Source organism: Bradyrhizobium sp. SZCCHNR1098 (genome assembly GCF_032489375.1).
Taxonomy (GTDB): domain Bacteria; phylum Pseudomonadota; class Alphaproteobacteria; order Rhizobiales; family Xanthobacteraceae; genus Bradyrhizobium.
Map to the genome: position 1 here is coordinate 91,426 of NZ_JAUEXY010000017.1, position 11,500 is coordinate 102,925.

Here is an 11,500-nt window from a genome sequence, read left to right on the forward strand (position 1 = left end):
CGGTTCAGCAGCCCCAGCGCAGGGCGGCCGTGTGCACCGGCGCGTCCCACAGCGCCATCGTCGACTCATCGAGCGCGGTGACCGTGAGCGAGCAGCCGGCCATGTCGAGCGAGGTGACGTAGGAGCCGACCAGCCCGCGCGCGATGGCGAGCCCGCGCCCTTCCAGGATGCGCCGCGCCGCATTGGCCATCACGTACAACTCCATCGCTGGCGTGGCCCCGAAGCCGTTGACCAGCAGCAGGCATGGAGTTCCGGGCTTCGCTGCAAGATCGGCCAGGATCGCGCCCATCATCTCCTCGGCGATGGCGTCCGCGGAGGCCAGCTTGACCCGGCGGCGGCCGGGCTCGCCATGGATGCCGACGCCCATCTCCATCTCGTCCTCGCCGAGCGTGAAGGTCGGCTTGCCGGCGGCCGGCACGGTGCAAGAGGTCAGCGCCACGCCCATCGACCGCGTGCGCTTGTTGACGTTGTCGCCGAGCGCCTTGAGCGCATCGAGATCGCGCCCCTGCTCCGCCGCGGCGCCAAGCATCTTCTCCACGACCAGCGTGCCGGCAACGCCGCGGCGGCCGGTCGAATAGGTCGAGGTCTCGACCGCGACGTCGTCGTCGGTAATGACGGTCGCGACCTTGCCCTCCATCATCTCCGCGGCCATCGCGAAATTCATCACGTCGCCTTCGTAGTTCTTGACGATGAACAGCGCGCCCGCGCCGGTGTCCACGGCCTGCGCGGCCGCGAGCATCTGGTCAGGCGTCGGGGAGGTGAACACTTGGCCCGGACAGGCGGCATCGAGCATGCCCGGCCCGACGAAGCCGGCATGGAGCGGCTCATGGCCTGAGCCGCCGCCGGAGATCAGCGCGATCTTCCCCGGTTTGAGGCTCGTGCGGCGAACGAACTTGTTGTCCTCGCCCAGCGTGACGATGTCGCCATGCACGGCGGCAAAACCCTGCAGGCTCTCGGTCAGCACGTCGGAAACGGCGTTGATCAGCTTCTTCATGGCTTCCCTCCCGGTTCGGCGTCGTCGTTGTTTTCATTGGCTGAGATCAGCGCGGTGATGCCGCGCGCGACGCCAGTGATGATGCGGTCGGCATGGGCGTTGAGCGCGGAGTCGCCGAAGTCCGGCAACTCGACCACGAGTCGCCGCATCGGCCGCTGCGCCTCGGCCTCGTCCAGCCGGCCCGGATGCGCGGCGCGGTAGGCGGTCAAGAAAGCCTGCTGCTCATGCGGCGAGAAGTGACAGATGTGGAAGATGGTCTCGAGATGCTGCAGCGGGATCGGCGTCGCATAGGCCGGATTGACGATCTGCGAGATGAAGCTGCGATTCTTGCCGATCGCCTCCGCCAACCGCTGCCGTGTGCCGGAGGGACGGCTGTCGATCACCGCGCGCAGGATCGCCTTGTATTCGGCGAGCGGGCTTGCGCCCCCCGATGCATCCTGGTCACTCATGCGCCCTCTCCCGCGGCCTTTTCCGCGCCCTTGGCGAGGTCAAGCTCGCGGATCACCGACTTCACCAGCGGCAGCAGGCCCGGCGCGACCGACAGCGCGCGCACGCCGACCCCAAGCAGCGCCGGAATGGCTCTGACATCCCCGGCGGCGTCGCCGCAGATCGAGACTTCCACGCCCCGCGCACGACCAGCGCGCACCACATGGGCAATCATCGCCAACACCCCGGGATGCAGCACGTCGGCATAGTCGGCGACCTCGGCGCCGTCACGCGAAGCAGCGGTCGCGTATTGGGTCAGGTCATTGGTGCCGATCGAGAAGAAGTCCGCAGCGAAGTCATGCGCTGCCAACGCAGCAGCCGGCACCTCGACCATCATTCCGAAGGCCGGCGCGGCGAACGCGACGTTGCCGGCGGCCAATTCGGCGAGCACGGCGCGGAGATGGCGACGCGCGATGTCCAGCTCCGCTGCATTGGTCACCATCGGCAGCATCACCTTGAGCGGTCCGAGCGCAGCCGCGCGAGCCAGCGCGCGCAGTTGAACACGGAAGATCTCGGGATGACGCAACGACAGACGGAGGCCACGCAGGCCAAGAAACGGGTTGCTCTCACCATCGATCGTGTAGCCCGGAATCGGCTTGTCGCCGCCCGCATCGAGCGTGCGGATCGTGACCGGCCGGCCTTCGGCCCAGCGCACGAGCTCGGCATAGGCGTGATATTGCGCCTCCTCATCGTGAAGCAGGTTGCCGGTGAGAAACTCCGTGCGCGCCAGACCGACGCCATCGCACGCTGCGGCTGGCAGCGCCGTCATATCACCAGGACCGGAGATGTTGACGAGCACGGAAACGAAGGTGCCGTCGCGCGTCAGTGCCGGTTCGTGCTGCCGCGCCCTTGCCTCCGCCCTGCGGCGCGAGACCGTCTCGTCCTCCGCCCGCGCGGCGGCGATAGAGTGCGCGCCGGGATCGACGATGACGACACCGCGACCGCCATCGACCAGCAAATCCCCTGTCAGCTTGTCCCAATCGTGACCGAGCCCGACCACCATCGGCACGCCGCGGCTGCGCGCCAACATCGCGACGTGGCTGGTCGGGCTGCCCTCGCCGAGCGCGATGCCCCCTCCATTCGTCCACTCGATGGCGAGGAAAGCCGATGGCGCCAGATCACGCGCAACGACGATCGCCCCCTTCGGCAACTTGCCGTTCTGCTGCAAGCCGAACAAGTGTCGCAGCACGCGATCCCGGATGTCGGCGAGGTCGCCGGCGCGGGCGCGGAAATATTCGTCCTCGGCGGACTCATACCCCGCCATCTCCTCCGCCATCGCCGCGCGCCAGGCCGCATCCGCAGCGACGCCGCCCTCGATCTGGACGTAAGCCGCCTCCGTCAGCGCATCGTCTTCGAGCAGCGCGAGCTGAAAGCCGATCAGTTCGGCGGCGTCTCCCTCGAGCCTGCCGATCAGCTCGGCCACGGCCTCGCGCGCATGCGCGACCGCTACGGCGAGCGCTTCATGCTCCTCGGCGATCGCCCCTTTCCTCCGGCTGGCGCCCTCCAGCGCATGCAGGATCGCCGCGGGCCCGATGGCCAGCCCGTCCGACGCCGCCCGCCCGAAGATACGCCGCTCCATCGTCACTCCTCGTCGAACTTGCGGTTCACCAGATCGACCAGCGCGGCGATGGCGGCCTCGGCATCGGTTCCATTGGCGCGCAGAAACAGCGTCTCGCCCTTGGCGGCCTTGACGCGCATGATCTTCACCGGGCTCTTGGCATCGGTCCAGGGCCCGTCGGCCGCGATCGCGACTTCGATGGTCGACGCAAAGCGCTTGGCGAGCTGGGTCAGCTTGACCGAGGGCCGCGCATGCAGCCCGACCTCGTTGGTCAGCAGCGCATGCGCCTTCGCTTCCTGCATGCCGATCTCTCCACCGTCAGCCATTCTCGTTCCTGCTCATCCGCCCATCAGCTCTTCGGCGGTTGCGCGCACCGCATCGAGCGGCGAGCCGCCGGAGGCTTCCGTCGCCGCCATCACCGCGCCTTCGACCAGCGGCGCGTTACAGATCACGATGCGCTCGCGCCGCTCCTCCGGCATCATCTCCACCGCCATCTCGCTGTTGGTCTCAGCGCCGCCGAGATCGACCAGGATCGCAACACCTGACTCCGACCATGCCTTGTCGATCGCGCCCATGATGGCGCCAACGTCGGTGCCGAGTCCGCCATCGGCATTGCCGCCGACCGCCGCGAGCGGCACGCTGTCGCCGACCATCTGCCTGACCATGTCGGCCGCGCCTTCCGCCACCTTGGCGGAATGCGACACGATGACGATGCCGACATTCTTCTGCTCACTCATGATCAGGCCTCATTGAATACGCTGCAGATCGCCTGCACGAGCAGGCTGGAGGAGCGCGCGCCGGGATCCATGTGTCCGATCGAACGCTCGCCGAGAAACGAAGCACGGCCGCGGATCGCCAGCATCGGCACGGTCGCGTCGGCAGCTTCGCCAGCGATCGCGGGCAGCCGGGCGGCGAGATCGTCGCCACCGGCCGCAAAAGCTGCCTGCACCGGGATCAAGACGTCGAGCATGGTCTTCTGGCCTGCTTCCGACTTGCCGCGGGCTTTCACGTCCGCAATGGCACGCCCCAGCGCCGCCGCCGCTTCAGCGGCAGATGGCGCTGATGGCAGCACCTTGCCAAGTCCCATCGCCAGCGTGCCGTAGAGCGGACCGGACGCACCGCCGACCTTCATCACCAGCGCCATGCCGACCGCCTTCAGCGCCTCGGGAAGAGGCTTGGCTGAAATGTTCTCGACATCGGCGAGAACGGCCTCGAAGCCGCGCTTCATGTTGAGTCCGTGATCGCCGTCGCCGATCGCCGAATCGAGCGCGGTCAGTTCCTCGGCATGCGCGATGATGGCATCGGCCATCGCCATGATCAGCCTGCGCTTGAACGCCTGGTCCATTGTCTATCTCACCCGCTGGCCCGCCCGGTCGAACAGCAGCGGCCGGGTGAACTCGATAGCGACGGCGTCGCCGACTTTCAATTCCGTATCCGGCTCGACCAGGCTGACGATGGTCTGGTCCTGCAGCGTGATATGCAGATGATTCTGATCGCCGAGATGCTCTATCCATTTCACCCGTGCGTCCGCACGGGTCTCGGCGCGCCGGACCGTCATGTGCTCGGTGCGCGCGCCGATCGTCGCGACGTCGCCCGGCACTGCGAGATCCGGGAACAGCCCACGCGGCAGCAGATTGATGCCGGGACTGCCGAGCCGGGTCGCCACATAGGTATTGGCCGGATCCTCATAGACCTCCCGCGGGCTGCCGACCTGCACCAGCCGGCCCTGCTCGATCACGCCGATGCGGTTGGCAAGCGTCATCGCCTCGATCTGGTCGTGGGTGACGTAGAGCATGGTGGCGCCGAGATCCTGCTGGATGCGCTTGAGCTCGATGCGCAGCTCGGAACGCAGCTTGGCGTCGAGCGAGGATAGCGGCTCGTCGAGCAATGCGATCGCAGGTCTGCGCACCAGCGCACGGCCGATCGCCACGCGCTGCATCTGACCGCCCGAGAGCTGAGTAGCGCGGTTGCCGAGCTTGTCCTCGATCCGCAGCATCCCCGCGACCTCACCGACGATGCGCTTGATCTCAGCCTCCGGAATCTTGCGCACCGGCGAGCGCAGCGGAAAGGCGAGATTGTCGTACACCGAAAGATGCGGATAGAGCGAATATTGCTGAAACACGAACGTGACGTCACGCGCGGCCGGCGTCGCTTTCGTCTGATCGACGCCGCCGATGGTGATGCTTCCGCTATCCGGCATCTCGAGGCCTGCCACCAGGCGCAAGGTCGTGGTCTTGCCGGCGCCTGTCGGCCCGAGCAGCACCACGAGCTCGCCATCGCGGATGATCAGCGACAAATCCCGAACCGCCGGCTTGGAGCCGAACGACTTGCTGACGGCGTTGAGACGCGTCTCAGCCATGATGGCGCCCTCCTCTCACCGGCTGCTCATACAGCGCCGTGCGGACCGCACGGCCCGTGGCGGCGTCGAACAGCGACAGCCGGTCGGCGCGGAAGCTGAGCCCGACCGGCTCCGCACGTTGCACCCGGACCGCCGCGGGCACGCGCGCCTTGACGATGCCATGAGACGTCGTGACGGTGATGATCTGGGTGGTGCCGAGATATTCGGCGCCGAACACCTCGCCGCGCAGCCCGCCTTCGGCGCTGAGCGCCACCTGCTCCGGCCGCACGCCGAGGATCAGCTCATCGCTCTCGGCATCCTCGCGCAGCTCGGGCACGCCGATCTCGGTGCCGTCGATGCGCACGCAGTTCGTGCCGGCACCGAGCCTGCCCGCGAAGCGGATGAAGTTCATCGCTGGCGAGCCGATGAAGTCCGCGACGAACATGGTGGCGGGACGGTCGTAGATCTCCTGGGGCGTTCCGAGCTGCTCCACGACGCCGCGATTCATCACCGCGATCGTGTCGGCCATCGACATCGCCTCGAGCTGGTCGTGAGTAACGAACACAGTGGTCGCCTTGAGCCGGTCGTGTAGCGCGCGCAGCTCGCCGCACATGATGTGACGGAACTCGGCATCGAGCGCGCCCAGCGGCTCGTCCATCAAGAACGCTTTGGGCTCGCGGACAATGGCGCGGCCGAGTGCGACGCGCTGGCGATCGCCGCTCGACAACCCGCTCACCGGACGGTCCACCAGATGGTCGATGCGCAGGATGCGCGCCGCTTCCTCGACCCGCCGCCTGATCTCCGCCTTGGGCACCCCCATCGAGACCAGGGGAAAGGCGATGTTCCTGCGTACGTTCATGTGCGGGTAGAGCGCGAACAGCTGGAACACCATGGCGATGTCGCGCTCACGCGCGCGCCGGAAGGTGACGTCCTCGCCGCCGAGGTTGATGGTCCCCGACGTCGGCAGCTCCAGGCCTGCAATCATGCGCAACGTGGTGGTCTTGCCGCAGCCGGACGGACCGAGCAGGCAGAAGAACTCGCCGTCGGCGATCGTGAAGCTGGTGCCGCGCACGGCGGCAAAGCCGCCGAACTCCTTGAACAGGTTCTCGATCCGGATCTCGGCCATGGCGTCAGTCCGGGAACTTGGAGACGATGGTGAACATCACGACACCAGCGAGCGTGGTGATGAAGGAATAGGTGTAGAGCACCAGCGCGAACGGCTGCAGCAGCATCAGCACGCCCGCCGCAATGAGGATCGTCGCCAGCGTCTCCATCGGGCCGCGCCGCAGCGCCCGTGGCCAGCGCGTGGTGGCCACATCGGCAGGCATGTTCCGGATCGACTCGCTCATTTGCGCACCGCTCCGAAGGTGATGCCGCGCAACAGGTGTTTCCTCAGCAGCACCGTGAACACGACGATCGGGATCAGGAACAGCGTGGTGCCCGCCGCAACCGCCGGCCAGTCCTGGCCGCCCTCGCCGATGATAATCGGAATGAAGGGCGGCGCGGTCTGCGCCGTGCCCGAGGTCAGAAGCACCGCAAAGGCATATTCGTTCCAGGCGAAAATCAGGCAGAAGATCGCGGTGGCGACGATGCCGGTGGTGGCCTGCGGCAACACGACCTTGAAGAAGGCTTGCAGGCGGGTGTAGCCGTCGACCATCGCCGCCTCCTCGTATTCGCGTGGGATTTCGTCCATGAAGCCCTTGAGCAGCCAGACCGCGAGCGAGATGTTGACGGACGTATAGAGCAGGATCATGCCGAGCCGCGTGTCGGACAGGCCGAGCTCGCGATACATCAGGTAGATCGGGATCGCGACCGCAATCGGCGGCATCATCCGCGTCGACAGGATGAAGAACAAGAGGTCATCCTTCAGCGGCACCTTGAAGCGCGAGAAGGCGTAGGCCGCAAGCGTGCCGAGCACGACCGACAGCGCGGTCGAGCCGAACGCGATCACCAGCGAATTCACGTAGCGTGGGATGTAGTTCGATGGACCCGCGACCACCATGTTGCGGCCGCGCGAGATGCGGTCGCACAGACTGGCAGCCGGCGGCAGTTTGGCCATGTACTCCGGCGCCTGCCGGGTCCGGGTCGTGAACAGGTTGCAATAGCCCTCCAGGCTCGGCTCGGCGACGAGCTTCGGCGGATAGGCGATCGCGTCCGATGGCGACTTGAATCCGGTCATGAAGATCCACAGCAGCGGCACCAAAGTGATCAGGGCATAGGCGATCACCACGGTTGCCGCGATCCGCTTGGTCAGCGGCGACGGATCGACGACGGAATGAGCGGTTGCGAGACCGGTCATCGGCTTTTCACCCGGTTGAGCGCCTTGACGTAGATGTTGGCGAGACCGAACACGGTGACGAACAGGATGATGGCGAACGCCGAGGAATAGCCGGTCCGCCACTTTTCGAACGCCTCGCGCTTCAAGGTGATCGAGGCGACCTCGGTCGTCGAGCCTGGACCGCCGCCGGTCAGCAGGTTGACCATGTCGAACATCTTGAAGTTCTCGATGCCGCGGAACAACACCGCGAGCATGATGAAGGGCAGCGCCATCGGCAGCGTGATCGACCAGAACTGCCGCCACGGCGAGGCGCGGTCGACCTCGGCCGCCTCATAGATGTAGTCGGGAATCGAGCGCAGGCCTGCGAGGCAGATCAGCGTCACATAGGGCGTCCACATCCAGGTGTCGACGACGACGATGGCCCAAGGCGCCAGCGGCACCTGCGCCAGCATCTGGAACGACGACGCCGGCATGCCGGTCACGGCGGCGATGACGTAATTGAACAGGCCGATCTGCGGCTGGTACAGGAAGGTCCAGAAATTGCCGACCACGGCTGGCGACAGCATCATCGGCAGCAGGATCAACGTGGTCCAAAGGCCGTGGCCACGGAATTTCTTGTCGATCAGCCAGGCCAGGGTGAAGCCCAGCACGGTCTGGATCAGGATGGTCCAGAACACGAAGCGCGCGGTCACCGTCATCGCCGCCCAGACGTCCGGATCGGTCAGGATCGACTGGTAGTTGGCGAGCCCGACATCGAGCACGGTGGCGTTCGGACGGTTCGCGCGATAATTGGTGAAGGACAGCCGGATGGTCCAGATCAACGGGAAGATGTTGATCGCGAGCAGCAGCAGCATGGTCGGCGTGATGAACAGCCAGGCGATGGCGCGCTCGGACAGGCCGCGCACGCGCCCCGCCACGACCGGCGGCGTCACCAGGGCGGCGCGGTCGACGAGGCTGCTCAGTCCGGTTTGGTCGGTCATGCGAGGGACTGCTTCACTGGCTGCTTCTGGCTGGCGGTGAGACTGGTTGGTCCGCCCGGCAAGCCGAAGCTCGCCGGAGGGATTGTCGTGGCGCAGTCCGCGTGTGCGCGAGGTGCCGCGGCCGTCAGAGCTTGCCGTCCTCCTTGAAGACCTTGGTCCAGTCGGCGATCAGCCCGTCGAGCGCGCCCTTGGCGGTGCCCTGGTCGGCGACGACATAGTCGTGGACGCGCTTCTGCATGGCGAGCAGGAGCTGCGCGTAGGACGGCTCGGCCCAGAAATCGACCACCTGGTCCATCGCCACCAGAAAGTCGGCGGCGAACGGCGCGGTGTTCTTGAAGTTGGGGTCGTTGAGCACGCCCTTGTGGCAGCTATAGCCGCCGAGCGCCCACCATTTCTTCTGGGTGTCGAGCGAGGCAAACCATTTGATGTAGGCCAGCGCCTCGGCACGGTTCGGCGAATAGGCCACCACCGAGATGCCCTGCCCGCCGAGCTGCGAGCCCTTCTCCTTCTGCGCCGGGTTGACGAAGAAGCCGATCTTGTCGCCGCCGACATTGGGGTCCTTGTAGAGGCCTGGGAAAAAGGCGAACCAGTTCATCTGCAGCGCGACCTGGCCGGACTTGAAGGCGTCGAGCCCTTCCTGCATGTAGCCATTCGAATAGCCGGGCGGCGTGCAGCACTTGTACAGCGCCTTGTAGAATTCGAGGCCCTTCACGGCGTCGTCGGAATTGACAAAGCCCTGCATGTCATACGGCTTCTTCGGGTTCTGATACTTGAAGCCGAACGGATAGAGCGCGTTGGTGACGCCCATGGTGATGCCTTCCGAGCCGCGCTCGGTGAAGATCGCCGCGCCGTAGACGGTCTTGCCGTCGATCACCCGCTTCTGGAAGAACTCGGCGATGTCCTTCAGCTCGGCTTGCGTCTTGGGCACGTCGAGCTCGCGGCCGAACTTCTTCTTGAACTCCTCGCGGATTTCAGGCCGTGAGAACCAGTCCTTGCGATAGGTCCAGCCGTTGGCGTCGCCCATCGCTGGCAGCGCCCAGTAGTTCGGCGTGCCCTTCGGCCATTCGGCGTAGCCGGCCACGGTGGCGGGCATGAAGTCGGAGATCTTGATGCCTTCCTTATCGAAGAACTCGTTGAGCTTGACATATTGACCGTTCTCGGCGGCGCCGCCGATCCACTGGGAGTCGCCGATCATCAGGTCGCACAGCTTGCCCTTGGAGTTCAGCTCGTTGAGCATGCGGTCGGCGAAGTTCGGCCACGGCACGAACTCGAACTTCATGCTGACGCCGGTCTTGGCGGTGAAGTCCTTGGACAGCTCGACCAGCGCATTGGCCGGGTCCCAGGCGGCCCAGCACAAGGTGATGGTCTTTCCTTCGGCGTGTGCCGGCGCGGATGCGCCGAGCACGGTCGCAGCGGCGACCGTCGCCGTCAGTGCAAATGTCTGCAGCAACTTCATCTGGCACTCCCTCCCTGTTGGCGCCGTCCCCGCTTCGCGTGGGTGACGGCGATGCATGGCCTGCGGCGAGCGGCGCCGTCACAACGACAGCGCGAGCCGCAAGCGTTTCCCCATGGCCCCGGATCATCCGTCCGAGTTAAGTATTTTGTTTAGTAGATTGTGAATGACTAAACATGTCAAGCGCGTTTTCGCGACGTTTGCAGCGCATCATGTTTAGCGACTGCGGTAAGCTGCTCGTCGTCCGGAGGTTTGCCGGGATGGCGATGGCGCGGCTCTCCGGCGCAGCCGCCAGGACGCTGGCTCGGCCCAACTCCAGGCTGCATCCGCGCGATCAGCCCTTCGCCAACGTCACGCCGCAACTGACCCGGCCGTCAGCGATGAGGAAGCGTCCGGCGAGGCGAGCAATGGCAGCCGGCCATCCCTCTCTCACGACGCGCGCCTCGAACGTGCCTGCCGCCCATGCGATCGTGAGCTCGACGTCCTGGAAATCCAGGAAGCCGTGCGTGATCGGATATTGGCATTTGTAGTAGGCTTCCTTCGCGCTGAAGATCACGATCGGCAGCATCGGCTGCAAGGCGTCCGGCTGCGCGCGAAGCCATCGCCGCTCGGCCGGCGTAAGCACCAGGTCGCGCATCGACGGATCGAGCTCGCGCAGGTCCTCGACATCCAGTCCGAGCGACGAGACATCCCTGCTTCGGGCTACGGCCACGGCGCAATGATCGGCACAATGTGAGATGCTTCCCACATAGCCCGGCGGCCACACCGGCGCGCGATCCGGCGCCGGGACGAGCGCCACCGGCGGAGCTCCGAGCGCGGCCAGCGCCCTGCGCGCCAGGACCCGCGCGGTCGCGAACTCGGCCCGCCGCTTGGCGACCGTGGCTTGAATATGAGCGCGCTCCTCGGCAAACAGCTCGTCGTCCGCCAGCGAGAGGCTGGAGGCCACGACCACGACCGGGCCTTCAAACAGATCTGCAAGCACCCTCGTCACCAACTCTGCGCGCGCGTCTCTTTGCGGACCGGCCTCGACCGACCGCCACCGTATACGACACGGCGACGTCGAAGCGAATTCCAACGGTTCAACATGTTTCGCGATCTCGCGGCGCCACGCGCCCGAGCTTTGCATGGCGAGCGCACGCTGCCGCTCGGCGAGCCGCACCACCGACCACTGCGGATCGGCATCGACCAGCACCACCTTGCGCCCGGCGAGGTGCCAAGGCACCCAGCTCGCCCCGGCAGCCCATGCTCGTATCAGGATCGGAACATAATGCGATGCAAGTCGATTCTGCCATAACTCGTCGGCTTGTCCAACGCGCCCCTGCCACTGTCCCCGCCATGCTTCTCCGCGCCGCTGAAATGCGCGTCACCGGGCAGCTTTCGCTTGACGGCGGCGTCCCGCAACGGGACTTATCC

13 protein-coding genes are annotated in these 11,500 nt (G+C 66.1%); all 13 read right to left on the bottom strand.

The window, feature by feature from the left end; all coding sequences use genetic code 11:
* Nucleotides 1-4: 4 nt before the first annotated feature.
* Nucleotides 5-994 (bottom strand): dihydroxyacetone kinase subunit DhaK, encoded by a 990-nt coding sequence (gene dhaK / locus QX135_RS29150; protein ID WP_316181967.1) that lies wholly within the window; start codon nt 992-994, stop codon nt 5-7.
* Nucleotides 991-1,443, bottom strand: coding sequence for a hypothetical protein (locus tag QX135_RS29155; RefSeq protein ID WP_315777419.1), 453 nt, complete (start codon nt 1,441-1,443; stop codon nt 991-993). Before QX135_RS29155 ends, dhaK begins: the two co-directional genes overlap by 4 nt.
* On the bottom strand, nt 1,440-3,059 hold the full coding sequence (gene ptsP, locus QX135_RS29160; protein WP_316181969.1) for a phosphoenolpyruvate--protein phosphotransferase: 1,620 nt from the start codon (nt 3,057-3,059) through the stop codon (nt 1,440-1,442). The genes QX135_RS29155 and ptsP overlap by 4 nt, the downstream gene beginning before the upstream one ends.
* Before the next feature lie 2 nt (nt 3,060-3,061).
* Nucleotides 3,062-3,364, bottom strand: coding sequence for an HPr family phosphocarrier protein (locus QX135_RS29165; RefSeq protein WP_315739286.1), 303 nt, complete (start codon nt 3,362-3,364; stop codon nt 3,062-3,064).
* 12 nt (nt 3,365-3,376) lie between these two features.
* On the bottom strand, nt 3,377-3,775 hold the full coding sequence (dhaM, locus tag QX135_RS29170; RefSeq protein WP_284416623.1) for a dihydroxyacetone kinase phosphoryl donor subunit DhaM: 399 nt from the start codon (nt 3,773-3,775) through the stop codon (nt 3,377-3,379).
* A 2-nt stretch (nt 3,776-3,777) separates the two neighbouring features.
* Nucleotides 3,778-4,383 (bottom strand): dihydroxyacetone kinase subunit DhaL, encoded by a 606-nt coding sequence (gene dhaL / locus QX135_RS29175; RefSeq protein WP_315739285.1) that lies wholly within the window; start codon nt 4,381-4,383, stop codon nt 3,778-3,780.
* Between the two features lie 3 nt (nt 4,384-4,386).
* The gene (locus QX135_RS29180; protein ID WP_316181971.1) at nt 4,387-5,397 is read right to left on the bottom strand and encodes an ABC transporter ATP-binding protein; all 1,011 of its coding nucleotides are present in this window, start codon (nt 5,395-5,397) and stop codon (nt 4,387-4,389) included.
* A complete protein-coding gene (locus tag QX135_RS29185) occupies nt 5,390-6,502 on the bottom strand; it encodes an ABC transporter ATP-binding protein (protein WP_316181973.1) in 1,113 nt (370 codons plus the stop codon). Before QX135_RS29185 ends, QX135_RS29180 begins: the two co-directional genes overlap by 8 nt.
* 4 nt (nt 6,503-6,506) lie before the next feature.
* Nucleotides 6,507-6,704 carry a hypothetical protein gene (locus QX135_RS29190; RefSeq protein ID WP_315739282.1) on the bottom strand — a complete coding sequence of 66 codons (198 nt, stop codon included), beginning with the start codon at nt 6,702-6,704 and terminating at the stop codon, nt 6,507-6,509.
* A 17-nt stretch (nt 6,705-6,721) separates the two neighbouring features.
* The gene (locus QX135_RS29195; RefSeq protein ID WP_315712568.1) at nt 6,722-7,675 is read right to left on the bottom strand and encodes a carbohydrate ABC transporter permease; all 954 of its coding nucleotides are present in this window, start codon (nt 7,673-7,675) and stop codon (nt 6,722-6,724) included.
* Entirely contained in the window at nt 7,672-8,634 is a 963-nt protein-coding gene (locus QX135_RS29200) for a sugar ABC transporter permease (RefSeq protein ID WP_316181975.1), read from the bottom strand. Before QX135_RS29200 ends, QX135_RS29195 begins: the two co-directional genes overlap by 4 nt.
* A gap of 124 nt (nt 8,635-8,758) precedes the next feature.
* Nucleotides 8,759-10,090 (bottom strand): ABC transporter substrate-binding protein, encoded by a 1,332-nt coding sequence (locus tag QX135_RS29205; protein WP_316181977.1) that lies wholly within the window; start codon nt 10,088-10,090, stop codon nt 8,759-8,761.
* Between the two features lie 331 nt (nt 10,091-10,421).
* Nucleotides 10,422-11,309 (bottom strand): 4'-phosphopantetheinyl transferase, encoded by an 888-nt coding sequence (locus QX135_RS29210; RefSeq protein ID WP_316181979.1) that lies wholly within the window; start codon nt 11,307-11,309, stop codon nt 10,422-10,424.
* Nucleotides 11,310-11,500: the final 191 nt, after the last annotated feature.

Coding starts and splice junctions, on each gene's coding strand:
- dhaK (WP_316181967.1), bottom strand. CDS start 994: ATGAAGAAGCTGATCAACGCCGTTTCCGACGTGCTGACCGAGAGCCTG.
- QX135_RS29155 (WP_315777419.1), bottom strand. CDS start 1,443: ATGAGTGACCAGGATGCATCGGGGGGCGCAAGCCCGCTCGCCGAATAC.
- ptsP (WP_316181969.1), bottom strand. CDS start 3,059: ATGGAGCGGCGTATCTTCGGGCGGGCGGCGTCGGACGGGCTGGCCATC.
- QX135_RS29165 (WP_315739286.1), bottom strand. CDS start 3,364: ATGGCTGACGGTGGAGAGATCGGCATGCAGGAAGCGAAGGCGCATGCG.
- dhaM (WP_284416623.1), bottom strand. CDS start 3,775: ATGAGTGAGCAGAAGAATGTCGGCATCGTCATCGTGTCGCATTCCGCC.
- dhaL (WP_315739285.1), bottom strand. CDS start 4,383: ATGGACCAGGCGTTCAAGCGCAGGCTGATCATGGCGATGGCCGATGCC.
- QX135_RS29180 (WP_316181971.1), bottom strand. CDS start 5,397: ATGGCTGAGACGCGTCTCAACGCCGTCAGCAAGTCGTTCGGCTCCAAG.
- QX135_RS29185 (WP_316181973.1), bottom strand. CDS start 6,502: ATGGCCGAGATCCGGATCGAGAACCTGTTCAAGGAGTTCGGCGGCTTT.
- QX135_RS29190 (WP_315739282.1), bottom strand. CDS start 6,704: ATGCCTGCCGATGTGGCCACCACGCGCTGGCCACGGGCGCTGCGGCGC.
- QX135_RS29195 (WP_315712568.1), bottom strand. CDS start 7,675: ATGACCGGTCTCGCAACCGCTCATTCCGTCGTCGATCCGTCGCCGCTG.
- QX135_RS29200 (WP_316181975.1), bottom strand. CDS start 8,634: ATGACCGACCAAACCGGACTGAGCAGCCTCGTCGACCGCGCCGCCCTG.
- QX135_RS29205 (WP_316181977.1), bottom strand. CDS start 10,090: ATGAAGTTGCTGCAGACATTTGCACTGACGGCGACGGTCGCCGCTGCG.